Source organism: Pseudomonas sp. Z1-12, assembly GCF_051132015.1.
Taxonomy (GTDB): domain Bacteria; phylum Pseudomonadota; class Gammaproteobacteria; order Pseudomonadales; family Pseudomonadaceae; genus Aquipseudomonas; species Aquipseudomonas zanjanensis.
The window spans coordinates 4,573,743-4,596,843 of sequence record NZ_CP071647.1; the positions used below are offsets into that span (position 1 = coordinate 4,573,743).

33 protein-coding genes are annotated in these 23,101 nt (G+C 58.7%); 6 read left to right on the forward strand and 27 right to left on the reverse strand.

Features of this window, described 5'->3' with window-relative positions:
• Positions 1-20: 20 nt before the first annotated feature.
• Complete coding sequence (locus J3P85_RS19575) at positions 21-614, reverse strand: tail assembly protein (protein ID WP_434703060.1); 594 nt, start codon at positions 612-614, stop codon at positions 21-23.
• Positions 615-1,088: 474 nt separating this feature from the next.
• Positions 1,089-1,376, reverse strand: coding sequence for an outer membrane protein assembly factor BamE domain-containing protein (bamE, locus tag J3P85_RS19580; protein WP_434703061.1), 288 nt, complete (start codon positions 1,374-1,376; stop codon positions 1,089-1,091).
• A 375-nt stretch (positions 1,377-1,751) separates the two neighbouring features.
• On the opposite strand from bamE, the gene J3P85_RS19585 reads away from it, so the two are divergent.
• Positions 1,752-2,411 carry a hypothetical protein gene (locus J3P85_RS19585; protein ID WP_434703062.1) on the forward strand — a complete coding sequence of 220 codons (660 nt, stop codon included), beginning with the start codon at positions 1,752-1,754 and terminating at the stop codon, positions 2,409-2,411.
• 6 nt (positions 2,412-2,417) lie between these two features.
• Here J3P85_RS19585 and J3P85_RS19590 read toward each other — a convergent pair whose 3' ends face one another.
• The 10 genes from J3P85_RS19590 to J3P85_RS19635 all read right to left on the reverse strand — a co-directional run bounded on the left by J3P85_RS19590 (position 2,418) and on the right by J3P85_RS19635 (position 10,161).
• Entirely contained in the window at positions 2,418-3,182 is a 765-nt protein-coding gene (locus tag J3P85_RS19590; RefSeq protein WP_434703063.1) for a C40 family peptidase, read from the reverse strand.
• A 2-nt stretch (positions 3,183-3,184) separates the two neighbouring features.
• Positions 3,185-3,934: a phage minor tail protein L gene (locus J3P85_RS19595; protein WP_434703064.1), complete on the reverse strand. Its 750-nt coding sequence runs from the start codon at positions 3,932-3,934 to the stop codon at positions 3,185-3,187.
• A gap of 9 nt (positions 3,935-3,943) precedes the next feature.
• On the reverse strand, positions 3,944-4,282 hold the full coding sequence (locus tag J3P85_RS19600) for a phage tail protein (RefSeq protein WP_434703065.1): 339 nt from the start codon (positions 4,280-4,282) through the stop codon (positions 3,944-3,946).
• Positions 4,282-7,329 carry a phage tail tape measure protein gene (locus J3P85_RS19605; RefSeq protein WP_434703066.1) on the reverse strand — a complete coding sequence of 1,016 codons (3,048 nt, stop codon included), beginning with the start codon at positions 7,327-7,329 and terminating at the stop codon, positions 4,282-4,284. Before J3P85_RS19605 ends, J3P85_RS19600 begins: the two co-directional genes overlap by 1 nt.
• A 27-nt stretch (positions 7,330-7,356) precedes the next feature.
• Positions 7,357-7,629 (reverse strand): DUF1799 domain-containing protein, encoded by a 273-nt coding sequence (locus J3P85_RS19610; RefSeq protein ID WP_434703067.1) that lies wholly within the window; start codon positions 7,627-7,629, stop codon positions 7,357-7,359.
• A 47-nt stretch (positions 7,630-7,676) separates the two neighbouring features.
• The gene (locus tag J3P85_RS19615) at positions 7,677-8,060 is read right to left on the reverse strand and encodes a phage tail assembly chaperone (protein WP_434703068.1); all 384 of its coding nucleotides are present in this window, start codon (positions 8,058-8,060) and stop codon (positions 7,677-7,679) included.
• A gap of 9 nt (positions 8,061-8,069) precedes the next feature.
• Positions 8,070-8,717: a phage tail protein gene (locus J3P85_RS19620; protein WP_434703070.1), complete on the reverse strand. Its 648-nt coding sequence runs from the start codon at positions 8,715-8,717 to the stop codon at positions 8,070-8,072.
• A 69-nt stretch (positions 8,718-8,786) separates the two neighbouring features.
• Positions 8,787-9,203 carry a phage tail terminator-like protein gene (locus J3P85_RS19625; RefSeq protein ID WP_434703071.1) on the reverse strand — a complete coding sequence of 139 codons (417 nt, stop codon included), beginning with the start codon at positions 9,201-9,203 and terminating at the stop codon, positions 8,787-8,789.
• Positions 9,200-9,796, reverse strand: coding sequence for a hypothetical protein (locus tag J3P85_RS19630; protein ID WP_434703072.1), 597 nt, complete (start codon positions 9,794-9,796; stop codon positions 9,200-9,202). The genes J3P85_RS19625 and J3P85_RS19630 overlap by 4 nt, the downstream gene beginning before the upstream one ends.
• Positions 9,793-10,161 (reverse strand): hypothetical protein, encoded by a 369-nt coding sequence (locus J3P85_RS19635; protein WP_434703073.1) that lies wholly within the window; start codon positions 10,159-10,161, stop codon positions 9,793-9,795. The genes J3P85_RS19630 and J3P85_RS19635 overlap by 4 nt, the downstream gene beginning before the upstream one ends.
• A gap of 22 nt (positions 10,162-10,183) precedes the next feature.
• On the opposite strand from J3P85_RS19635, the gene J3P85_RS19640 reads away from it, so the two are divergent.
• Positions 10,184-10,489 (forward strand): hypothetical protein, encoded by a 306-nt coding sequence (locus J3P85_RS19640; protein WP_434703075.1) that lies wholly within the window; start codon positions 10,184-10,186, stop codon positions 10,487-10,489.
• A gap of 2 nt (positions 10,490-10,491) precedes the next feature.
• Here the strand turns inward: J3P85_RS19640 and J3P85_RS19645 are convergent, their stop codons facing one another.
• The 4 genes from J3P85_RS19645 to J3P85_RS19660 are packed head-to-tail and all read right to left on the reverse strand — an operon-like array spanning position 10,492 to position 13,341.
• Entirely contained in the window at positions 10,492-10,995 is a 504-nt protein-coding gene (locus J3P85_RS19645) for a DnaT-like ssDNA-binding protein (RefSeq protein WP_434703076.1), read from the reverse strand.
• 41 nt (positions 10,996-11,036) lie between these two features.
• The gene (locus J3P85_RS19650; protein WP_434703077.1) at positions 11,037-11,603 is read right to left on the reverse strand and encodes a hypothetical protein; all 567 of its coding nucleotides are present in this window, start codon (positions 11,601-11,603) and stop codon (positions 11,037-11,039) included.
• Positions 11,604-11,653: 50 nt separating this feature from the next.
• Complete coding sequence (locus J3P85_RS19655) at positions 11,654-12,622, reverse strand: major capsid protein (protein ID WP_434703078.1); 969 nt, start codon at positions 12,620-12,622, stop codon at positions 11,654-11,656.
• Between the two features lie 11 nt (positions 12,623-12,633).
• Entirely contained in the window at positions 12,634-13,341 is a 708-nt protein-coding gene (locus tag J3P85_RS19660; RefSeq protein WP_434703079.1) for a hypothetical protein, read from the reverse strand.
• 118 nt (positions 13,342-13,459) lie between these two features.
• On the opposite strand from J3P85_RS19660, the gene J3P85_RS19665 reads away from it, so the two are divergent.
• Positions 13,460-13,780 (forward strand): helix-turn-helix domain-containing protein, encoded by a 321-nt coding sequence (locus J3P85_RS19665; RefSeq protein WP_434703081.1) that lies wholly within the window; start codon positions 13,460-13,462, stop codon positions 13,778-13,780.
• A gap of 20 nt (positions 13,781-13,800) precedes the next feature.
• Here the strand turns inward: J3P85_RS19665 and J3P85_RS19670 are convergent, their stop codons facing one another.
• The 11 genes from J3P85_RS19670 to J3P85_RS19720 all read right to left on the reverse strand — a co-directional run bounded on the left by J3P85_RS19670 (position 13,801) and on the right by J3P85_RS19720 (position 21,265).
• A complete protein-coding gene (locus J3P85_RS19670; protein WP_434703082.1) occupies positions 13,801-14,886 on the reverse strand; it encodes a minor capsid protein in 1,086 nt (361 codons plus the stop codon).
• Positions 14,861-16,321, reverse strand: coding sequence for a DUF4055 domain-containing protein (locus J3P85_RS19675; RefSeq protein ID WP_434703083.1), 1,461 nt, complete (start codon positions 16,319-16,321; stop codon positions 14,861-14,863). Before J3P85_RS19675 ends, J3P85_RS19670 begins: the two co-directional genes overlap by 26 nt.
• Positions 16,318-17,619, reverse strand: coding sequence for a terminase large subunit domain-containing protein (locus J3P85_RS19680; RefSeq protein WP_434703084.1), 1,302 nt, complete (start codon positions 17,617-17,619; stop codon positions 16,318-16,320). Before J3P85_RS19680 ends, J3P85_RS19675 begins: the two co-directional genes overlap by 4 nt.
• Positions 17,606-18,067 carry a DUF2280 domain-containing protein gene (locus J3P85_RS19685; RefSeq protein ID WP_434703085.1) on the reverse strand — a complete coding sequence of 154 codons (462 nt, stop codon included), beginning with the start codon at positions 18,065-18,067 and terminating at the stop codon, positions 17,606-17,608. Before J3P85_RS19685 ends, J3P85_RS19680 begins: the two co-directional genes overlap by 14 nt.
• Positions 18,068-18,098: 31 nt before the next feature.
• Positions 18,099-18,722: a putative metallopeptidase gene (locus J3P85_RS19690; RefSeq protein ID WP_434703086.1), complete on the reverse strand. Its 624-nt coding sequence runs from the start codon at positions 18,720-18,722 to the stop codon at positions 18,099-18,101.
• 553 nt (positions 18,723-19,275) lie between these two features.
• Complete coding sequence (locus J3P85_RS19695; RefSeq protein ID WP_434703087.1) at positions 19,276-19,719, reverse strand: proteasome subunit beta; 444 nt, start codon at positions 19,717-19,719, stop codon at positions 19,276-19,278.
• 12 nt (positions 19,720-19,731) lie between these two features.
• On the reverse strand, positions 19,732-20,037 hold the full coding sequence (locus J3P85_RS19700; protein WP_434703088.1) for a hypothetical protein: 306 nt from the start codon (positions 20,035-20,037) through the stop codon (positions 19,732-19,734).
• The gene (locus J3P85_RS19705) at positions 20,038-20,226 is read right to left on the reverse strand and encodes a hypothetical protein (RefSeq protein ID WP_434703090.1); all 189 of its coding nucleotides are present in this window, start codon (positions 20,224-20,226) and stop codon (positions 20,038-20,040) included.
• Between the two features lie 280 nt (positions 20,227-20,506).
• A complete protein-coding gene (locus J3P85_RS19710; RefSeq protein ID WP_434703092.1) occupies positions 20,507-20,731 on the reverse strand; it encodes a hypothetical protein in 225 nt (74 codons plus the stop codon).
• The gene (locus J3P85_RS19715) at positions 20,715-20,951 is read right to left on the reverse strand and encodes a hypothetical protein (RefSeq protein WP_434703094.1); all 237 of its coding nucleotides are present in this window, start codon (positions 20,949-20,951) and stop codon (positions 20,715-20,717) included. Before J3P85_RS19715 ends, J3P85_RS19710 begins: the two co-directional genes overlap by 17 nt.
• Positions 20,948-21,265: a hypothetical protein gene (locus J3P85_RS19720; RefSeq protein WP_198725636.1), complete on the reverse strand. Its 318-nt coding sequence runs from the start codon at positions 21,263-21,265 to the stop codon at positions 20,948-20,950. Before J3P85_RS19720 ends, J3P85_RS19715 begins: the two co-directional genes overlap by 4 nt.
• A gap of 126 nt (positions 21,266-21,391) precedes the next feature.
• Here J3P85_RS19720 and J3P85_RS19725 point away from each other — a divergent pair, with 126 nt between their 5' ends.
• The 3 genes from J3P85_RS19725 (at position 21,392) to J3P85_RS19735 (ending at position 22,654) form a co-directional block, all read left to right on the forward strand.
• Positions 21,392-21,571, forward strand: a complete 180-nt coding sequence (locus J3P85_RS19725) for a type II toxin-antitoxin system HicA family toxin (RefSeq protein WP_072458260.1) — start codon at positions 21,392-21,394, stop codon at positions 21,569-21,571.
• A 51-nt stretch (positions 21,572-21,622) separates the two neighbouring features.
• The gene (locus tag J3P85_RS19730; RefSeq protein WP_434703096.1) at positions 21,623-22,051 is read left to right on the forward strand and encodes a type II toxin-antitoxin system HicB family antitoxin; all 429 of its coding nucleotides are present in this window, start codon (positions 21,623-21,625) and stop codon (positions 22,049-22,051) included.
• Positions 22,052-22,405: 354 nt separating this feature from the next.
• Positions 22,406-22,654, forward strand: a complete 249-nt coding sequence (locus J3P85_RS19735) for a hypothetical protein (protein WP_434703097.1) — start codon at positions 22,406-22,408, stop codon at positions 22,652-22,654.
• Positions 22,655-23,101 lie beyond the last annotated feature (447 nt).

A 23,101-nucleotide genomic window follows, 5' to 3' on the forward strand; every position in this document is an offset into this window, starting at 1 on the left:
GCCTGCTTGCTGCGATCTCGTTACTGTTTGTCTTCGGCGTAGATCGAGGCTGAAATGATCATTCCGCCCCACCGGCGTTCGCCGATGCAGATCGGGACGGGGTTGCCGCTGGCCGTGGTGTTCTTGGCGCTGCCGAAGGCATAGGACGGCGCGTTCTCAGGCCCGGCGCTCTGCTTGAGGCCCGATGCCTGGGGGCTGAGCATCTGGATGACGCCGCCGGCGATCAGCCCAATACCCGCAGGGGTTAAATATGGTGCAGTGACTGGAAATACATAGGAAATCGCCAGCAGAACCACGCCCACCACGGTTTGCAGTACGCCACCACGCTTACTCCCCTCTACCACCGGGACGATTCGAATCTCGCGAGTGCCGCCGAGTTCGAACTCTGCTTCACCTACGTTCCTGCGATTGCGGAACACTGCGAAGCGCATGCCCAGGGAAGCCAGCCGTTTGATTTCCTTCTCGAAGCCATCGATCGTGCAGTTCAATGCCTTGAACACTTCACGAGCCGTCCCTGAATCAATCTGTCGCGGGTGGTTTCTCCCAAATTTTCGGGCGAGAGAGCCTGAAAGCTTGACCGTAGTCATGCCTCTGGCAAACGAAGCACTAGCCATGATTTTCTCCAACCATAAAAAAACCGCCTTTCGGCGGTTTCGTATTTATCGACATTTCTGAAGCGAGTCTCGAAGCCCGCCCCGCCCCAGCTGAGACCACGCCACACGCTGGTATAGCTTTGCGACGCTGCCAGACTTGGCCTGGCTAATATCCAGCACATCGTCCGTTTGCTGTGCGAAACCGCTAACGAGCCGGTACCCGGTCGCCGTTTCGCTCATGCTCGCATTCGAGTTGTGTTCCTGCCATTCAGGAAATACACAAAGAGCAAAGGCTTTTGGCGTTTTGGCAGACGCAACAGTTACTACCGGGGCAGAGGACATCAGATCGGATGGCGATGAGCACCCCGCCAGCAAAGCAACAGCTACCGCGCCTAAGAACAATCTCATGGGGTCACTCCTGTGGAAGATGGCCACAAGATATCAGAAATGAAAAAGCCCAGCGGGTGGGCTGGGCCGGCATTCAATCTCTGGAAACTACTTGAAGCTGGACGGAATCACAGGCACCTCTACGACCTTCCCGTCCACCATTCTGAAGGAAATCACGCGGCTTGCTCCGCTCATCCCGTTCGCATGGCTCCATACCCACATCTGACCGTCCGCCCTGGAAACGACAGAGTACGGAGGCCCCATGATTTGAGTTACCTCGTCCTCGGTCATCCCGACCTTGACCTTCCTGGCATCATCATACGAAAAGTTAGTCCCGGCGCAGCCTGCAAGCACAAGCGCCAGTACGGCAGTGGCGACGAAGTTGATAATCCTCATGGCTATTCCTCATCCCTAAAGAGCCGACTGTACCACCGCTTTCCGCCTGTACGAATCCCCAGTAACGCGTAGTGCTGATGAATAGTAGCCTTGTGATCTCACAGCAAAAGGAAACGTGAGATGGCAAAAACTCCTGTAATGACACCAGATGTATCTCAGCTACTAGAAACAGCAATCAGCGAGCGATATCCGGATCTAAAGCACTTGCATCGGAGCGTTGAGATCTCATCGAAAAATCCGTGGGCCGGAACCATCAGATTCCATAGCGAACAAAGCTCATCCACCGCTGTCTTCGAATTCGAGCCAGTAGGCAAAGATGGAAAACCAAGCCTTTACATTGTGAAGGACTGGAACGACTAACTGGCGAGCCATTCAATGGATTCCCCAGTCCTTTGCCTGCAAGCCCAAGGACTGGGATTGCGCCAATATCGGCGCGTTTATGACCTGGAGGTCAATGTGGTAGCGAGTCAAGCGGTAAAAGCCGAAATGAAAAAGGATGACGACTCTACAGGCTATGCCATTTGGCCGTTTAAACCGGCCGAGATATCTGTCAATGATGACAGGAACAATGGCGGCATTGACCTAGTCGCCAACCCGGAGCTGATCGACATCATCCATGAGGCCACTGAGGAAAACGGTCTCAGGGATTTGCTCATCTCCATGAACAAGCCAGGCCGGGCATTCATGACGTTAGGATGTATTGCAGGCGATATTGACGGGGTTTACTACACCTATATTGAATTCACCCCTCGCGATCCCGCTATCGCCCGTGACGAAGACGCCATCAAGGCAATCTACCCTCAATGGCTCCAGTGGAATGCGACGAATTGCGCTGCATATCCGGGCCTGGCGGATGCGCTTCGCAGTAATGTGGAATGGAAGTATCGGGCATTTTCCTTCCGTGAAAAAGAGCCGCAATTTCTAATAACGATTTACCCGCGCGCTCAGTCTGCTCAGACTCACAAGGATCTGATTTCATGGGTACACAATTTCCTTTGCAGTGTTGATCTCACCGATCTACGACGCGTGCCGTAGGCACACTTAGTGGGTCGCCCAGATATGTTTGTGCCTGAGGATCAGTCGTGTTCTGTCATGCCAGGGACCGCCGAAGACGATGATTTCGCTCGGGCGCCCATACAGGTGGTGCAGCAGGAACGGCCCTGGTCCAGACGTCTGGGCATCCTCGCCGGGCAGCGCCGGCTCCGCGCCGAGAAAAATTCCAGCGTGGTTAGGATGAACCGTCCGGCCTACCTCCATCACAATCATGTCGCCGCGCTGCGGCTGATTGACCCGGTAGAAGCCGGCGGCTTCGTAGTTCGCTTCATACAGGCTGGTGCTGTCCCTGCTCTCCCACCAGCCATCGGCGCGCTTGAAGGCTTCGAACTCAAGCCCCCACTCGCGCTTGTACCAGTCGGCGCAAACCTGCCAGCAGTCCCAGGCACCGTGGACGAATGGGCGTTTTAGCAGCGGTGTCTCGCCCGTGGGCACCACGGTACGCAGGTCGCCCTCCGGCCAGCTCAGGATGTGCCAGGGCATGGCCGTGGCTTCGCACATCGCCAGGTCGCGCGGCGACGGCCGGCTGGTGGCGTCCGGGTGCGAATGAACGATGCCGATGATCTCGCCAAGGTCTTCAGCCGCGGCGTATTCCTCCGGATCGATGCTGAACTCCTCGTTCGGCTCCGTCGCGATGTTCTTGCATGGAAAGTACTTCTGCTTCCGGCCTAGGGCCAGCAGAAGCCCGCAGCACTCTTTCGGGTACTCGGTCGCCGCGTGCGCCTGGATCGCGCTCAAAATGTGTTTGCGCATGGTCAGCTCCGGGCGATCAGGGAAACGGCGGGGAAGCCGCCGAAAGGCAGCGGATTGCCCTCGCCGAAGCGCGGAATGCAGCCCCGGCCCAGCGTGGCATCGCATTCGTCCAGTTCGGGGTTATCGGTGACCACCCCGTCCGTTGTCACGTAGGGTCCGGTGTAGCCGCAGTTCGGGCCGCGATAGCCGCCGGTGAGGCACCAATGGCACAGGGTCGTGGCCTGGCGTCCTATGGACTCCCCGCCCACATCACCCGGGCTAGCAAGCTCCCAGGTCACGGTTTCCCCGTCCTCGTTCGTCTTCTGGTCGATGTACCAGACCTCGATCGTCTCCTGGGTTGGGTCTGCCGTTGGGTTGCCGGATGGAAAGTTCTCGGCATCCAGGTACGTGCCCAGCGTGTGCCGCATGGTCAACTTGAACTCGAGCAGATCATCAAAGGCCAGGCACAAGGCAGTGATGCGGCCGTTGACGTTGCCCACCGACAGCGTGGGACGAACCGCCGTGCCGTCGCCGTTGGACTCAATTCCGTCGATCTGCATCGGCCAGGCGCTGTACTCGTTGCCTTGCCAGTAGATAGGCTTCGCCGGCAGCTCATCAGCGGCAGAGCCGGCGGCGATCAGCTCAGCCTGTGTATGCGGAATCGCGTGCCCATGGAAGCGCAGGATGTCCGCACCGTAGTCGGAGCCGTCCAATTCGAAGAGCAGCACTTCGCTGCCAGGCTCAAGAACCTGGATGTCACTGATCAACGGCATGGTTGCCCCTTATGGATGGAAGGCCCGTTCGAGCGTGGCCGTTAGCTTGAAGACCCCGCCCCCAACAGGGGTTGGGACCGGATTGATGCAGGTGAACAGCCCCAACTGCCCCAATGGTGTGGTCCAGAGGAAAGCCTTGTCGCCGGCGTGTCGGTCGAAGAAATCCATGATCTGCTTCACGCTAGCCCGGGGGCCCGTATAGGTAATCGGATAGCTGTCTTCCTTGTTATTGGGCCCATCGCCGGCGGTCTGCTTGTAACCACTCCCGAACCGGGAGGTACGCACCCGATACGTGATTTCGGGCGCGTCTCCGTGCTGGGTGGGCCAGGTGAATGTTTCGATAGCCATCAGCCCCTCCCGTTGATAACGCGCCAGATGGCGCCGCCTGGCTGCAAGCCCCGGGCAATTGCTGTATCGGCTTCAGTCTTGGCCGCCTGCTGAATGCCCTTGCCCAACTGCGTGGTGTCTTCCGTGGTGGTCGTGCCGCCGTCACCGGTGGTCTGGACAGAAACCGCGACGGGGAAGTTGTAAACGTTCCCGCCACCGCTACCGCCACCCGAGATAGCGCGAACGCCCAGTTGGCCGCCAGCCGTGCGGGTCAGCGGCATGATCGCCTCTTCCCCGGCCTCGCCCATTACCCCAATACCGCCGCCGGACATGCCGAACGCGGTCGGCTTGCTCACGATGCAGTTGGTGAAGGCTCCGCCATTGGCGAACATCTGCACGCCGCCCGACCACGCACCGCCCTTGGCCTGAATGCTGCCCGGGGTGAAGCCTGATAGGTCGCCGGAGTAGCCTGCCTGGGTGGAGCCGGCCGACGTTGCGCCGCCACCGAAATACGATCCGGCGGCAGAGGCCGCAAGGCCGAACAAAGCCTCCATTGCTGAAGACGCCGCGGCCCGGGTCGCAATACGCGCCATGTCCGCTAGGATGGACTTGGTAAAATCCGCAAAGGACAACTTCCCGGTCATGGCGAAGTTGACGATGGCGTCCTCCATCGAGCTGAAGGCATTGGTGAACAGACTTTTCGTCTGTCCGGCCACGTCCCGCGCCGACTCCAGGTAGTTCTGCCAGGCCGACGATGCTCCAGCGCTCCAGCTGCCCTGGGCTGCGGTCATATCGTCGTAGTTGGCCAGCACTGTGTCGTGCAGATCCTGCTGCGTGGCTTTCAGTGCGTTGAGCTTCTGCGTGTACTCGTCGAGGCTCATGCCGCGCGAGCCGTCGCCGTACTGATTCGCCAGTTCGAGCCGCTGCTGGTTGATGCGATCGTCGATGCCGTTCTGCTGATCTGTCAGCCCACGTTGCCGATCACCCTGACCCAGGCCGGATGCTGCTCGAATCCCCTGCTCTCGAAGCGTTTCAACTTGGCGTTGCAGTGCCCCGGTATAAGTGTTGACGGCCAGGGCCTGTTTCTTTAGGCGGCCCTCTTCGTTCGCGGACAGCACGGCCAGCTCAGAATCGGATTCCTTCTGAGCCTTGACCATCGCCGAGCGCGCGTCAGCAATCTTCTGGTCCAACTGGATACGCTGGGCGGCTGACGTACCGGCTTTACCCTTGGTCGCCTCAAGCGCCGAGATTTCCGCCTCGTAAGCGGCGGTTACTTCGTCGCGCTGATTGCCGATCATCGCCTGGCGTTTCAGCAGATAGTCAGACTGCGAGACAAGACCAGATTTTTGGGCTGCGTCCAGTTCCTTTTGGGCGTTTTTGTAATCGGACAGAATTTCGTTGAGCGCGTTTTTCGAGTTGTTGAAGCTGGTCAGGTCGACAGCACCTGCAGCCGCCTTCGGATCCTTGAACTGGTCGTTGATATTCGCAATGTTCTTATCGACCACGGCCTGATTCAGACGCGCATCGTTGGGGCTGACTTTGCGAATATCGTCGAGCTGCCGCTTGTACTCCTTCAGTGCGTCGGCGCGCTTTTGCTCATTCGTCCAGGCGGACTTGCTCAAGGCATCAACCTTGCCCATCGCCGTGACAGCATCCCGCTGAGCTTTGGCCTGCTCACCTTCCCACTTGGCGATGTCCTCCGCCGCAGCCTTCTGATCCTCGAGCATGTTGAGCTGGTTGCCATAGAGCTCAACCATTTTCTTCTGGTTCTGAAACGCCCCGACATTTCCTGATTGAGCCTGCTCCAGATTCCGCCGGGCCTGGTCGATGTCAGCATCGATATCCGGACGACCCAGGTTCTTCAGGCTATCCGCTGCCCGCGCTACCGCGTTGTACCCCTTCTCCCAAAAACTCAGGTTTTCCAGAATTCTCGGAGTACGCTCGTTGATTGCGTCGGCGTACTGCTCGGTTGCCAGCTTCACCGCGCCGGCATGGTCGCCCTGTTTTTCGAGCGCTGCGATTTGGGAGTAAACCGAGGCCGTCAGGTAGTGGTATTGCTCGTTGAGCGCGGCCGAGGCCTTCACCGGCTCGTCGGCGATCTTCTCGAACTCGGCTACCGTCTCCTTGATTGCTTTGCCGGTGGCTTCCCGCATCGACACGGCGGCCTGGGTTATGCCCAGGAAGCTTTCGCCAGCGATCTTGCCATTCCCGGCCAGCAGCGCCAGCACTTCGGCGGCCTGCCCGGTTGTGCCGACTGTAGCGCCCACCTGGCGCGCCATATCCCCAAGCTGCCCGGCGCTTACGCCTGCGTAGTTGCCGGTCAGTATTAGTGATTTATTGAAGCTGTCCTGTTCTTCGCTGCCTCTGTAGTAAGAGTACGCCAGGACACCTACAGCGGCTGCCGCGAGCGCGAGAGGCCCAAGCATGGTCAGCATTCTGGCGGCGGACACCTCCGCGCCAGCGCCCAACTGAGCGACAGCACGCACACCGCTACCCCAGTCACCCGAGGACAGCGCATTACCCAATTGAACGACGTTTTCCTGGGCTTGGCGGGTGCCGAGACGCAGCTTGTCGAACCCCGTGGCGGTCTTTTCTAGCTTCGCGTAGTCCTTGTCGATCTTGCTCAGCGAGGAATTGAACTCGTCCTGACTGATCCGCCCGGCGTCGAGGTGCTTTCCCAGATCCTCGACTTGCTTGTCCAGCTTCGCCAGTGCCGCGCGGGCCGGATCAATGGCACCCAAAAGGCTGTTCAGGGCCTTCTGCTCATCCATGGTGGACTTTGCAAGGGCGACCTGCTGCTTGTCGAGCTGGGCGGTGATCTTGGTGAACTCAGCCTCGCCATAGGCGCCGGTCTTGGTCAGTTTGGCGAGAGCGTCTCTTTGCTTTGCTAGGTCCTGGGTGGTTTTGGCGCCGGTGGACAGCGACTTCTCCAGGGCCTGCATTTCGTTCATCAGCGAAACAGCGGACTTCTCGGCGCGGCCGCCGGCCTTCGCCATTTCATCCAGACTCGTTTTGGCCTGGATTGCATCGGCCGAGTCGATCTTGACGCCGAGTTCTGCAATGTTCATCGACTCACCTTGAATAGGTGCCCGTTCTCACGGGCGGTTATCGCGTAACTCAGCCATTACGGCGATCGCTTCCGACTCCATCACACGAATGTCCTGGAAAACTGTCGGGCGATCCTTTGCAGGCACGCCGATAAGGCGCATCACGCTGGGCAGCACGGCATAATCAAGTCCGGTAGCGCCGCACGCGCCGGTACGCCACTGCGTTCCCATGGCGTCCATGACGAGGAACGAAGACCAGGCGTCCGGCCAGACTTCGAACGTCTCGTCATAGTCTTCAGGGGAGAATCCGAATACCGCCAATTGCTCGGCGGTTGCGGCTGGCTCGTAGAGCGCCCGGGCGGCGGCGGTCAGTTTCCCAGGCGGGCCTTGCCGAAGGCGTCGCTGTACGCCTTCACAACAGCATCCGAAACACCGATGCAGCTCTTCACCAGAGCGGTGATGGACTCGTCGTTCAGTCTGTCGCTGAAACCCCATGCAACGACCAGATCCCGAACCTGCTCGACACCCTGCTCGACTTCCGCCTGGGTGATATCGGAGATGGTTGGCTCAGTGCCTTTGAAACGTTCGTTCAAGGCTTCAGCCTTTGCACTCCAAGCGTCAAACAGCTCAGCCAGGGCGGTGCGGTCGCGATATTGAAACGTGAACGGGACCATGACCGGCTTGCCGCCCACCTGGGGTATCGCTACGTCGACCGTAAAGGTCGGCTTCGGCGCGATTGAAAACTTTGCCATGAGGCCTCCTTAGGCGTTGTAGCGAGTTGGACGGGACGCGAACGACAGAGTGATGGTCCGGGTCATGATGTTGTTCCGGCTCAGCGTCGGCGTCGCAGTGATCGACACGTAGGCGTAGTAAAGGATGGTCGAGCCAGACGGGAGATTTGCGCGAATCAGCCGCGGCTCCTTGTCTTCGTCCGCAGCCTCAACGACCGCAACGAACGGTTGATGGGGATCATCTGCCACCGGCAGCGTCATGCTGCTGGCCGATTTGGTGGTCGGGAGTTGACGGTCGTCGTCATCTTCCAGAAACCCGTAGGTCAGGAACTGCTGCTCACCGCCGTTGGCGGCCGGCTCAGTGATCTGGGAAATTTGAATGAAACTGGAGGCGGCTCGGACAGAGCCTGCCCCAGAACCAGCCGGGAAACTCTTGACGCTGGTAGTGTTGATCCCTTCCGCGGCGAAGTCGCCGACATCGGAGTCAATCACCCGAGACGGACGACCGTTGAGTTTCGCCCAGCCCGAGTCAATGACGATGATGTCGCCATCGGCCAGGCCATGGGCCGCTGCGGTCAAGACAGCCGGATTGGCGTTGGAAATTGCAGTGAACGGCTTCGCAGCGCTCATGACGCTGGCGATTTCGAAGGTAGTGCCGTTGGGAATCGAGACGCTCATGGGTTTTCCTCTGTGCAGAAATGACGAAACCCGCTCGATGGCGGGTTTCTGGGTTGCCCAACGGGCGGATTAAGTGGTGTCGGCTCGGTACTGGAACGAGACGGGCAAGGCGAACGCGGTGTTCTCAGTTTGTTCGGGACCTGGCTCAACCGGAGTCATGATCAGGGCTGTGAGGCCGTTGCGAATCAACCGGTCGTTGAGGGGGTATAGCGCTGCAAGTTCGTCAGCGATCGTCTCTGCACCCGAGGGGCCATTGCCTGTCGGTGTCACGATGGTGATTTGAAACAAGCCGGTGTACAGCCGGTGTGCACCGGCCAGGTCGTTACTGTCGGTACCGGCCGGCAGGAGAAACGCTCGCAGGTACGTCTCGTCGTTGTTCGGGGTAAACGCAACGTTCTGGTACGCGATGCGCAACACTGGCGTTCGATCGCTCGCCCAGGCGCTCAGGCGCGACTCCAACAGCGAGCGGATGATCTTGTGGCTCATACCTGGTTATTCCTGATGGCCTCCTGCACGATCTGCTGGAAGCGGGCCACGGTGATACGAACCATGCCGCCAGGCGCCTGGGTCGAATGCCCAAATTCCAGCGGGATGGCGTATGGAAGGTTATTGATGAGGTAGGCAGTCTGGCCCGCCGTGAAATCACTGACCGCCGAGACCAGCGCAGCTATCGTCGCCTGCCCGCCAGGATCAACCTCGTCAAACGTGACGTTTTCAACGACATTGATCGAAAGGTGCCAGTTGGCCCGAAACCGCCCGCCCACATAACCTTCCGGTGCGATGATATCCATGCCATCGTTCAGCTTCCGTCCAGGCTTCAGCCGTCCGGCCTTGGTCAGATTGGCTGGGTCGCTGCGTAGCGCGCTGTTATGGTCGTCGACGGCCTTGTTGTACTCGCGAGCCACGGTGTTCTGTGCCCAGATCTCGGGATTCCCCACCGGTGACATGCGTATGACGCTGCTGCCCACCTCGATGATTATCTCGCGCAGACTCGCGTCGATGGCTTCCGTGGCTTGTTGAGCGAACTCGGCCAGGCTCAGCGTGAAGCTGCCAGATTGCCCGGCGCCTGCCCTGCTCATGACCTCACCTGCAGTTCATAAAGAATCGGCGTGCCGGCCGGGTTGATCTCTTTCAGCGGCGGAATGATCGACCATATGCGCCCCTGAACGATGATTTTGTTCAGAAGGCTCGGAGGCCAATCCAGGCCCTGCGCAGCGATCTTGAGCTTTTTGTCGCCAACCTTGATGAGGCTGTTGGCTTGGAATTCTTGCCCGGTGAAGTCCAGCAGAATGCCCTGGGCGGTCTGCTCAACGACGGTATCCGGTGGCACGGTGCCTGTGCCAGGGTCGTACTCACCTAACTTGATATCCCGGATGATTACGGGCTGACCGAACTCTGTGATCATGTCCAGAGCCATCACGGCCATTTCTTCGTAGAAGGTCATGGAAATTACCCAAGGAATTCGGATGAACAATCAAGAAAAAGGCACCTATTTGTTGGAGGCAATCTCTCATCTCGAAAGGTCGATTGACCAGGGTCGCTTTGCGGAGTACCCGTATAGGATGTCGTTGCGGGAACGGATACGACTCGTACTGCTCGGCACCAGAGCTGAATGCTTAACAAAGGATATTCAGGACAAATATGTGCCCACAGTTGGGGATTTCTCTCCTGTCCCCATAACGGTACTGGCTGCCGCTATCAAAGGGAGTAGCGAAGAATCACTTGTCAAAATTTTTAAAGCTGAGCTGCTTGAGCATGAACTCGGGATGTAGCGTTACGCCCGAACAGCGAATAGCCCACGCCTCTGCAAGTAATCAGCAAACTGCGTAGCACTCGGCCGATCCGGCGCAGCCGGCAACAGTCGCCCGCTGGTGTTTGAAATAGTCGTGTACTCGCGATCAACTGCGCCTTCAACACGCTCTCGGGTAATCGCACCTTTGCGCTGCTCGATCGGATCAATGTCATCGACATGGATCTCGGCAGCCAATGCCATCTGGCCGTACTGAATCCGCGCAGGAAGGTAGTTGTCCGGCTTGATCTCGCAGTCCAGCTCAACACCTCGACGCGGCCAGGCCAGCGCCTGATCGCTGCTCATCTTCCGACCTTTCCAGGTCATACCATCCATCGCCAAGGCGGACCGGCGAAGCAACGCTTCTTGCGCGGGCGCATCAGCAGGAATGACGACGCCGAACTTCACGGCATACAGCGCCAGATCCTCGGCGCTCGCGTAGCTTTCGGCGTCCGGCTTGCCGGTGCCGTCCTCGATGATGAGTGTCATGGAGTAACTCGCAAGTTGGGTTCTGATGATCGACCGAAGTATCAGTCCTTGGACAGTTCAGCGACAGCCTTTTCCAGCGATTCAATCGAAGCATTGGAGCGGTAGGAAACACCCGCGTCGTCGAGCTTGGCCTTGAGAGCTGAGGTCTTATCTTGTTCGGCCTTCGACTGGTCGGCTGCTGCTTTGAGCGCTTCGACCTCTCCTCGCAGCGCTTCGTTTTCATCCGCCAACGTGCTACGCAGGCCATCCAGGTGATCCATGCCTTCATTGATACTCTTCAGAACATCGAACAGGCGAATAGCCAGTTCGCCAGCGCCAGGATGCTCCAGCGGCGCCAAGCCTTCGACAGCATTGATGAGGACAGCAATGCCGCGAAGCTGGGCAACCAACTCGGCAACGTCGAATTGCTCGCCTTCGTCAACGACCAGAACAAACGGCTGTGCCGGTGCCCTGATCGTTACCTTAGGAGTGTCCTCGGCCGCATCTTCACGGCTTTCGGTCACGTTCGCGTCGATGATGCGAAGGCCTGCCTTTTTCGCCAGGGCTTTTACATCTTCCAGATACTGATGGAACGGACCTGGCAGATACCAGACGTTTTTATCGTTCATGATCATGTCCTCACCGAACCGGGCGAGATACCCGGCTCAGCTATGAAGGGTTACTTGGAGGCGTCACCGATCAGAGCTACACCGGCGGTGTGCTTGATGCTGGTAGCGGTCTTGTCCCAGTTGGTGCCGGTAGACAGCTCGGCGTCGGTTGGAGACTTGCCCCCGGCGGTGGTGTCCCAGGTGTAACCCTTGAGGCCCAAGCCAAAGGTGTAGTCGGTCTGGAGAGTGGTCTCGATGCGCTCCTTGCCGTTGGTGGTCTCGACGTTGCTGACAATGTCGCGGCCGTCGTGAACCAGGGCGGCGCCCTGGACCAGGGACAGGATGATTTCCTTGTTCGGCGTACCCGCCTGCATCAGCGCCGGGGCATCCGTCACAATGGATATCTTGCCGAGGATGTCCACCACGCGGACGTTGCCGGCCTGGAACAACTGTTGCTGGTTCGCCAGATTCTGGCCGACCAACTTGTGGTAGCTGGTGCCCTGCATCACTTGGGTGACCAAGTTCTGGCTTGCGTCGCCGAACTTCGCGTGGGCGTTGTTCAGTCCGGCGTAGGTGATGCCAGCGGTAGCAGACACATCGTTGACGGCAGCAGCCTGGGCGGTGATAGCAGCGACCAGGGCGGCGATCGCGGTATTCAGTTGATCCTTCAGCAGGATTTCAGCGAACGCGCGGCTCGCAACCTCGACGCCCTGCGCCGTTGGACGCTCCAACCAGGTCATCTGCGATGGCTCGTAGCGGATCGGACCAAAGCCGCCGGCAACTTTCACCGAGGTGTTCTTCAGTTCGGTCAGGTCGGTAGCAGCAACAGCGGTGTTTGCGCTGTAGCGATCCACGCGACGCTGGGCCGCTGCCAGAGTCTGGAAGAACGACTCTTGGAGGAAGTCGCCAGTGAAGCCGTCCGGGGACAGCACGATTGCGCCACGGCTGGCGGCGTTGAAAGCAGCGAGATACTGGTCCAGCGTCTCGAGAGTCGCCGGCATGATGTATTCGTTGAAAACCTGCATTTGCGACAGGGACATGAGTTATTTCCTTACGATTGAGGGAGATCCGGGAACCGGCTCGCAATTGCTGCCTGTCGTTCCTCTTTGGTGCCGCCGATTTTTCCTTTTGCGGCCCCGCCGCCACCTCCAGCACCCGCAGCCCCGCCGCCAGATGCCTTGCTACCCGCGATCAACGGCGCGAAGGCCGTGTCGTTTGCGAATTCTGCTTTCAGCTCATCCAGCGTTGCCGCCGAGAGCTTGCCCTGCGGATCGAGGACGACCACAACAGGCCTCCCGTCGCGCTGCTCGACGCCAAGGCGGCGCTCGATGTGCGGCAACAGGGCTTTGGCGCTGCCCGGGATTGCCAGGGCGGACGCGATGTCAGTTGCGGTACGGCCAACGGTCAGATCCCGGATCTGTCCGCCCAGCGTTCCACGCTCCTGTTCCAGCATGCCGTTCAGCTCAGCTTCGCGGCGGTTGTATTTTTCAGTCCAGGATCGTTCGAGCTCTTCGACGTTGCCGGACTTGCGAGCGGCCTCCTCGCGATCGAGGCGGGCCTGCTCTTCGGCATCCTTGCGTGCCTTGTCGGCAGCCTTCTTCTCGTCCAGCAGCTCCTGGACCTTGGATTTCAAGCCCGAGACATCTTCAGGCTGCGGCAGACCTTCAATGCCGAGCACGAACTTACCGTCCTTCTCGGTGTAAAGAGCGCGCACGGCTTCATCTACCCCTTCCAGGGTATCCAGTTGGAATTTCAGCATTGATTGTCTCCCAGAGACGTAGGTGCAGGCCCTGCCTGCGGATGACTAACTTTTAACTTGCAATACAGTATTGGTACTGTATTATCAGCCAAACACGAAAACACAGAGGATGTTGAAAATGCTGCCATTCCCAACAAGCAAAGATTTTCCAGAGGCACTGAAGGCTGCGCGCGAACAAAAAGGACTAACTTTCACCCAACTTGCACACGCCATTAATATTAACCCTGCCATGCCTTCTCGCTACGAGAATCGCGACCACTCCTGCTTCTGTGCGCCTCGCCAAGAGACGTGGGATAAGCTGAATGGTGTTCTTTTTGGTTCCGAAGTAATTCCTGCGGAAACGGCGCCGAGCGAAGCATTGTTGGCTGAGGCGACAGTCGAAGAAATCATCCGTGAACTCAAAGCGCGCGGTGCTTCGAGCGTCAGCATCAGCTACTGAGCACAAATTGAGCGGGACGATTAAAAACCCGCCCGCTCAAACGCCAATGGCTCAAGAGCCTTCATCTGTATGAGAGTCAGCGGCTTGAAATTGCGATCAAGCTGCAGCTCAGCGAAACGCTCGATGCTCAGGCCGCCTTCACGGAACAACTTCGCCCGAACCGGGCCAATAGCTTTGTCCTGAAACGCCGCCGGCTGCTGCTTGAGCCAGTCGTAGTAACTGAGGTCTGCCCTCACCTGCTGGGCACCTCGGTCGCCGATCGATGCCCTGGTGGCGCCCTCGGCGAACAACGTGCTGAAGCGAGTCACCGCCACCACCGTCGAGCGACAGTTGATGTGGATCGGCGGCCTAGGCCCCTCCGTCAGCTTGAACCGGCGTTTGTCGAGCGCTCGGCACTGGCTAGTAGTCTTCGTGTCCAGGGTGCTGACCCACTCCACCGATTGCACGACATCGGAGTTCACCTTAAGCGTCTCCATGCGCGCCTGGGTCGCGACGTGCTGCACGGCCGTCCGCACGATGGCGCCGGCGTTGCGGTTGGTCGAGGCCAGGATGCCGTCGTTGTACTGAAGCGCCTTGGTCCCGCGAATGTTCTTAATGATCTGGAAGTTTGTCTGGCCTTCGAAGAAGCCCTGCCTGATCGCGCCTGTGAGGCGTTGCTTCTCTGTAGCAGTGAAGTCATCAATGAGGGTCTTGAGCAGCTTGCCGCCGTCAGCACCGCGCACGCTGAGCGGATTAGTGAGGATGGCTGCCCTGATCGCAGCAGCACCTGGCACTGCGGCGTCGAACGACACACCGACCGGCGCCGCCCGGGTCAGGCTGGTTGCCTCAAACTCGGCCTCGTAGTTGGCGATGTCCACCAGGTCGAGGTTCAGCTTCTCGCTGTACCGATCGAAGATGCCCAGGAGCATGCTGTCGACTTCGCTCAGCAGCCGCTCCAAGCGGGCGACGGTGTAATCCGTCAAATCCGCCCGGGTCAGCCGCTCACGAATCGAGCGGTCGATCTCTCTGAGGAAGGGTACAAACTTCTTCACCTCGCCCGACTTCAGCTGCTCAAGGAAGACAGCATGCCGGATGGTGGCGTCAAGGATTGCTTGGTTTGCCGCCATTTAGGTTCGCCTCGTCATCATCCAGGTCAGGCCCAGCGCTTTGCGTTTCAAGCTCGCCCCGAATGTCGTCGTCCGTCTTTTCTGGGTTGATCACGCCGCGATCACGCAGGTATTGCCAGAAGTCTCCCTCCGGCATCTTGCCGCCCTGCACTGCGTTGAACAGCGCGACCAGGATCGTCGCGTCAAGGCTGATCTGGCTGAAGTCCTGGTTGAGCTTGTAGAACGTTTCGCCCGTGGCATTCACGAACTCAGCCATCCAGACAAGACATTGGCTGTAGGCCTCACTGACATTGCTCACCACCAAGGAGAGAACGCTGTGCTCTGCCGCGCTGTCGTTATCGGCCTGGGTTGCGGTCTTCACCGCGCTGCCCCGCTCGATCAGCCTGGCACCGAGAGACACCATGTCTTCCTTCTTGGCGTCCATGGCCTCCTTGGCAACCGTGTTGGGCTGGGCCTGCCAAACACCGCACGAACCATTGACCGGAAGTATCCAAGGCGCACGAGAGCCCAAGAAGATGCCGCCTTTCTCCATGTGATCGCGCCACTGCTCATCCAATCCAGCCATCCACGGCTGAGGCTGCCCAACCAAATAGGCTGCCTCTTCGTAATCCGCGCTGTTCCGGTAATGGCCGATGTTGACCTCGGCCATGTCGTATAGCGGCGAATCGTCGATGCTCGAGTCGTTGTTCTCACTGCCAAGGAACTGAAACGGGATTACCTGCCAGGGCTGGCCGGTTCCGTTCAGCGGAGCAAAAGGTGCGACGATCATCGCCGTTTCGCTGGAACCCTCTTTCCAGACTTCCTGGGTGTAGATGCCGAAGGCGTCCAGGCGAAGCACCCGATACTGAACCGCCCGCTCAATGCCAAATCCATCTGCAGTATCGACATCGACCTCTTCGCGGAGGACCACTAGGCTCAACAGATGTCTGCCACCGATCTGACGTGTCTTCCAGTTGATGATCGCTTCGGCTGGGTAGCTGGCAACGTTTGCCCGGGCCCGACCGGAAAGCTCGTCCGCCTTGCTCACGGTGCCAGCCTTAACAGCAGCGTAATCCACCAGCAACCCATGCCGGCCGACTTCAAGCAGGTGCCCGATGACCGACTGCGACTGCTGGTAGATGCTCACACCCTGGCCGTCGATATCCTTGGACACATAGTCGAGCGCCGCAGGAACAGTCAGCGTCGGCCAGGTGCGGAACACAGCGCCTACCAGGCTATGCTTCGTCCGTCCGGTAGCGTTGTAGAACACCGCTCGCTTCTTGTAAGCCTCGTAACGGCCCTTGTTGTCCTGACTGGTGTCAGTGGCGTTCGGCCGTGGCAGGTAATGGTCACCGGCAGCCTTGATGGTCTCTGACCCTTTGCAGACGTCGCGCACCAAGCGCCAGCGGTATCGCGCCGCCGTGTACTCGGGACGGGTGAAAGTGACGTCCGTCATCGGGCGACTCCCATTTTCATTGTGGTGATCGGTTTGACGATCGGGTATTCGCGGTGGATGAAGTAGCCGCCGCCGTCGTTTGCGTGATCGATGCCGGCGGTCTTGTCTGGCTCCCCGTTCGCGCCCCACACCTGCTGCTCCAGGCCATCGGCGTAGGTTGGGCAAGTGAACGGGTTCACCAGATAGCGTCGCTCGCCCTGCGCATTGCAGAACATGGCGTTCATGGCGTTGATTCGGTCCTTCACCGGCGGGTTTGCCGCTGGAGCGATGACCGTGAACCCAGCCTGCTTTAGCATGGCAAGGTCAGTGATGCTGGCGTTCACGGACTTGCGTGAATCTCCCGAGGCGTCCGGGTAGATCCTGATCTCGCAGGTTTTCTTGAAGTCGTTGCCGTCGTGCTGCCAGTACCGCTCCTTGATGCGACGGATCATGTCGGGGGTGTCGTAGCCGTCGATCAGCTCATCGACCGCCCTGGGCATGCCGTGCTCACGCTTGACGTGCGTGATGGCCGCCATCTTGCCGACGTTGAAGTCCATCCCGATAAACAGGGGCTCTCCGGGCTGCAAGGTATCGAAGCACTGGTTCAGCTTTCGGTCGTAGGCCGTGTAGATGGTGCCGGACGTCAGGTTGACGAACTGGCCCTTCAGGTACGCCAAGATCAGTTGAGGCGGATACGACTCCATCAGCGATTCGATGTAGTCGTCCGGCAGGTTCAGCTCGTTGTCGAACGTGCTCGCCTGGACCAGGCCATACATGTCCTTCAGCGACGGCTTGTCGCGCAACTGCTTCACAAACTGCTGGAAGACAAACTTGAAGCCTTCCGGCGTCGTGGTGACGTCCACCCCGTTCTTCAGCCCGGGCAGGTTGTAGCGCATCCGGGCGATGATCTTGCGCCAGGCTTGCTGCGCCTTGACAGCCGTCAGCACGTCCAGCTCATCCACCAGGGCGTGGCCGATCTTGAAGCCGACGATGGTCTGTGGCTTCTCCATCGACCGGCATATCACAGTGCCGCGGTACTGCCGGCCGCTGTAGATGTGAACCTCATGGTTCGCCTGGTTGATCTTTGTCTTCAGCCCCCAGTCATAGGCCACCTCATCCATGGTTGGATAGAAGATGTCCCGGATCTGCGGGTAAGTCGGAGCGAAGTAGCCAGCGTTGACACCAGGCCACTCCATGAAGTGCTTGCTCAGTGCCGAACAGCCCACCCAAGTCTTGCCCGAGCCGAACCCGGCCACGAACGCGCGAAACTTGTGGGGTAGCGTGAGGAACTGAGCCTGGGGAACGTTAAGGCTCGGCATTCGGCTTCCTCGCATCCACTACATCGACCTGGATGCGGGTCGGGATCACCGGTTCGTCGCCGGACTCTTCCTTCCGGTGCCGGTTAACGTAGATATCGCCACACTCTTTTGCCGCCTGCTCCAACAGTTGGGCAGTTAGCGCAATGTTCCTCATGCTTTCGGCTTTCTCAGCCATCCGCCCGAGGGTGCGAAGTCGATGGGCTCGGTTGGCGATTGGTATCTCCGCTGTCTCCTCCCTGAAGCGCTTCCGGGTGTCGTGAAACAGGGTCACCCACTTAGCTGCGAGAGTCTTGCTTGCCCGCTTGGTCGCATCATGCGATTCGCAAAGCTGACGGGATATCTCAATGCCGAATTCTTGTTTGACGGCTTCCACCACCTGCGAGGGTGTGTCAAAGCACGCCAAGGCCTGAACGATGAAGCCTTTCACCTCATTACTCAGGGTTGCCATAAATTGAATTCCGTCTAGTGCCTGTCAAATTTCAGGCCAACTTGAGCAGACAGGTTCCGCAGGCCCTCGCAATGTTCAATTTCCCCACCTCAGCAGGACTGTTTGCAGCATCCACCAGCGCTTGAACGTCAAGGCTCGCACCGTAGCGGCGGACCACACCGACGAACTCTTCCACGTCGTGTCCACGTAGCTGAAGCCTGGGTGCCCCGGTCTTAGTGAAGGCTGGCTGCCCTTCCCTGTCGTATGCCTGGGCCAGGTGATAGAGCTCATGCTCAACCAGGGCACAGAAGTCGGTGTCGCTGCACCGGGCGCAGTAATCGGCAGCCAGGGTGATGATGAAGTCCGGCACATCGCCGAACCAATCATGCATCTGTTGCTCCATCCGGGCCTTCTGCCAACCACCAGCACGGAACGCCACTTGCTCGGCCTGGCCCAGGACTGTGCGGCCCTGCTTGTTGAAGCTCGACGATGCCCACATGACCCGGATGTCTGCATCCAGTAGGTGGGCATGGTCTTCGTTGTGAATGCTGCCGGTGTCGGCAAAGATCTCGGCCTGGAGCCATTCCCATACCTCGGGAGCCGGGATTAGGCGGATGCCGAAGTCAGACAACTCGGACAGTTCAAGCAGCGACGATGGAGGATATGGCCTATCCATGGATCACCTTGAGCTTGAAATAGTGGCTGGATGCCGGTATTGGTGGCGACCAACTCAACGCAACGGAGATGCTCATGGAGCCCGAATACGTCGTAAGGAAAGTACCCAAAGTTATCGTCCAGGGGATCAAGTCAGGAGAGCTGGTACGCCCCACTCCGATAAACCAGTACTGGTTCGTGGTAGAGCACACAAAAACCGATCAGCGCTACGGCGAACACGACGATGAATCTGACGCTGTGGCTGAATGCGAAGAGCGCAATTCAACACTGGGAGAGACCCCATGAAGATAAAGGTAAAGATCGACGCTGAAGCCAGCGCTCTCGACATACCGTCGATGTATCAGCTGCCAGCCAACGAGTATTGATCGTACGTAGAAGGCGGTCTTTTCTTCGTCGACCACCACGAGATTCTGAGAGCGGTAATTGGCGACTACCCAATCGCGACCACCGTTGACCAGGTAGAGCTTTTGATCGGCTACCTAACCCGGGTAGCAGAAAAAATGCGTGGCGGTGAGTACTAGCTCGCGCTCGTGCCGCGTTCACCTGCGGCACACCTACCCCACCTTGTTCGTATCAATGATCAGTGTGCGGATCGTGCCGCCTGTGTAGACATCACGCTTCGCCGCCGCCTCGACAGCTTCCTTGGCCGTTGCGCCCATATCCATCGCAGCCAGTGCGAAGTCGCGGCCGCTACCGATGGCAAACGAACGCTCCATCCACACCTCGTCCAGCCAGAATCCGCTCTCGGCGTCGCGGCCAATCTGGCAAAGCCTGCCATTGGTGACGACCAGTCCGTTCGCGTCGAGCGGCTTGTCGCTGACCTTCACGCCGAAAAACTCATCCATCAGGGCGGAAAAGTCAGCACCGCAACCAGTGAACAGGAACGGATGCCCATTCCGATGGATGAGCTTCTCGTAGTCGTCGTGGTCGATGAGTGAGCCGCGAGTGACGCGAGAGTCATAGGCAATCACGCCGTCTTTGTAGGTAATGGTGGTCATGGGGATCCTGATTTATTGGAACCAGCCGGTCGCCTCTGTACCGCACCCTCGGCAATACACGGAACCGTTGGCCTGCTTACCCCGGCGCATGATGAAGAAGTCGTCGGAGCCGCAATTGCACTGGTAGCCCTCATCGCCTTCTGATGGACCGTAGGGCCACTTGAACACGCCCCGGTGCGAACTGCAGGCTGGACATTCCAGGTTCCGCTGCCCCGCCGGCGCAACTGCCACCCACTTATGCTTGCAATGGGTGCAGATGGCCTCACCGGCTGAATGCGGCTCATCAGGCCGCTTGAACTCCAGCACCTCGACGGTCATTTAGGTCACCATGATGTGGGTTTGTGCATGAGCGTGCCCGTGGAGCTCGGCGACGATCAGGCCCTGGGGAAGACCGGCGGCCCGGGCAGCGTCCACCGCCTTGGCGATGGCGCTATCCAAATCGGTCAGGGCCTTGTTGATGTCCTGGCTCATAGGCAGAGCGTGGCGAAGGCGGGTTACGTTGGTCATTAAGCCACCTTGGCCGATACAGGTTGCCACTGGCATTCAGTGGAGAGCACATGGCGAGAGTCCTCCAAACGGAAGATCATCACTCCTGGAGCCTCGGCGTCATCACGGACAACCTCCCCGAATACACAGGTCGATGTGTCGTAGTTGAAGCACACCCGAACCCTGCTGCCAATATACGAACCCTGCTTAGGGAAGGTTGTTGCGGAAACGTTGCTTGCGCAGCCCATGATTATCTCCAGTGTCGCGACACAATTTGCTGATGCGCGAAACGTGTCGCGCGTTACTCGGGCTGTTCCGGCTGGTCGGCGAGCTTCGGCTGCTTGACCACTCTGGACACTGCAACCGCGATGCCGAGCACCATGTTCACGATGGCGTAGACCATTGGGTCCACATGCCCTTGGAACGATGACCACCCAGTTGCGGCCGCATTGAGCACCACGCCGACAATCGCCAATTGCACGCTCGTCATGCGCCAGGCCTTCCGCCATTCAGGGATCAATTTCATGGGTCGTCTTCGCTGCTGGCAGTTTTTCCAGGCTTTCGGCATAGCGCTTCCACTCTCGGGCACTTTTCAGGGCCTCGCGTAGGCGCTCTTCTTGGCCTGGCTGGCATTGTTCGCTGACATATCGGTAAACGGTTGTGCGTTGAACCTTCGCCGGCTCCTGGATCGCTTCCTTGTGCGCACAGCCCGTGAGCAGAATGAGGACGATCAGCAGGCGATTCACTTGGGCCTACCTGTTTGGACGAGGGCCTTCAAGCTCTCTCCCACCTGGTCGATCTTGAACTCCTGGCGCTGGGTGTTCACTCGAAGGGAATCGACCAACTTGTCCGTCGACTCCCTGGACCGCTCCAAAGAATCCACCCTTTGCCCGATGAGGGCCTGGTTGGTTTGGTAGGCAGCAAGCTGCATCTGGAGTGATCCGAGCGAACCGACCACGTAGACGAACGCACCAATGGCACCGGCTGACAGGATCGTTTGCAGGATCGGGACGACGACCTTGAATGTCGTGCTGTCTGCAATGCGCGAGACTTCAGTCATGGGCGGTACCGTGGGATAAAAAGGCCTACGTCGGCCCGGGCAATGCCCAAAAATAAATAACACATAAGTGTTGTATCAACACATAAGTGTTGTAGAATGGACTCATCCAAACAACGAGGCGAGGTGATGAAGTTCAGCGAGTTCAGACGATGGTTGAAGGCCCAAGGGGTGACCTTCGAAGCTGGCAAAGGAAGCCACTTCAAAGTCACCGCCCCAAACGGCAACAAGACAACCTTCGCGGACCACGGATCCAAGGAAATGCCGGAACCGACCCGCAAGGCGATCATTAAACAACTGGGGCTCTGAGAGCCCCTTCACCACATCTGAATGCTGAGCGATCACCTCCAAGGAGTGACCATGTACGACTATGCAATCCGCTTTGAACAGGACGGTAGCGCTCCAGGCGTTGCCGTGTTCTGCCGTGACCTACCAGAGCTCAACAGCTATGGGGATGATCGGGGGCACGCCATCCGTGAAGCGCTGGACGGTATCGAAAGCGCCCTGTCCATCTACGTGGACGAGCGCCGAGCAATTCCGCCAGCATCTGCCCCTCAGGAAGGCGAGCACGTCGTTCATCTTCCCGCGGTGACCGTGGCGAAGATCGCGCTGTGGAACGCCATGATGGAGCGAGGTATGCGCAAGGCTGACTTGTGCCGGCTGCTGGATGTTCGCCAGGCCCAAGGGGACCGACTGGTCGACTTCCTGCACACATCCAAAATGGACCAGTTGGAAAGCGCCTTGGCGGCTCTCGGCAAACGCCTTTCGCTATCGGTTGAAGCGGCGTAGCCAGAAACAGCTCCTGCAAGTGCAGAGGCCCTAAATAGGTGCGCAGTCTTTCCCGCTGTCTGCCGAAGGCCTTCGCAGCGTCGACGCCCTACTGCATCGATCTCGCCGCTCAAGTCTCGCGCCGCCCTGGAAGTCGGGTGTGAACAGGGTGCGCGGGCTGCCGGTGTTCTTTCGTGACGCGTGACTTCCGGCTATACCGCGTCCAGGCCTCCCCGAGGGCTGCCCTGGCTACAGTTGAATCCATGGCAATAAAAAAGCAGACGTACTGGTCGGTTTAGCAAATCGAAACAAATTGTGCTAACAAGACTTGCACAGGAGGAGCCATTTGGGCGCCACCATGGAAGAGGAATTGCGATGCTCGTAGATATCTACCGCGACGAAACTCTGGATAGAATTTTGATCATAGAAGAGGGGAAAGAGATCCCTAGAATTTCCGGCGAGGGTTCGAAATTCTTAAAAGGCCTAGCGTTCCAACGGCAGGTCGATTTCAAAGACCTGCCGATGGGGCTTCAGAGTGAAGAGGTCATGGAGTCACTCAAAGCGCGCGGATTTTACGCTGCCAGACAAACTGTGACCGTTACCGAAGTCGAGATCCAAGACTGATCTTTAAACAAAAAACCCGGCGCGGTGGCCGGGTTCTGTGAAGTTTTACGCGCTCGCTTGAGCCTAATTAGCTCCGCCATTGTCACGGTCGGTCTGAGCATCCTGATCAGATCCAGGATTACCGGGCGGAGGGTCCCAATCTACGGGCCTCTCGGCCGTTCCCTGCTGAGGCTCTGACTCGGCCTGTTCAAGGCCGGAACCATGACTCTCACCTGTATCAGGCGCATTCTCGTCTGACCCGGGGTATGGAGCTTGCGGGCCGTTGTTGTCTACCATGGCATCTCTCCTTTCTGAGGCGCACATCTGCGCATATACGTGGGAGAGCCAGCTTGGACAGGAAGTGCAACGAACTCGACGAGCGGACGAAAAAAAGCCCAGCGCAATGGCCGGGCTTTCTCTGTGGTGTCGCGCTTGAAAGCTGAACACGGTGCTATGAAAACAGAGCTA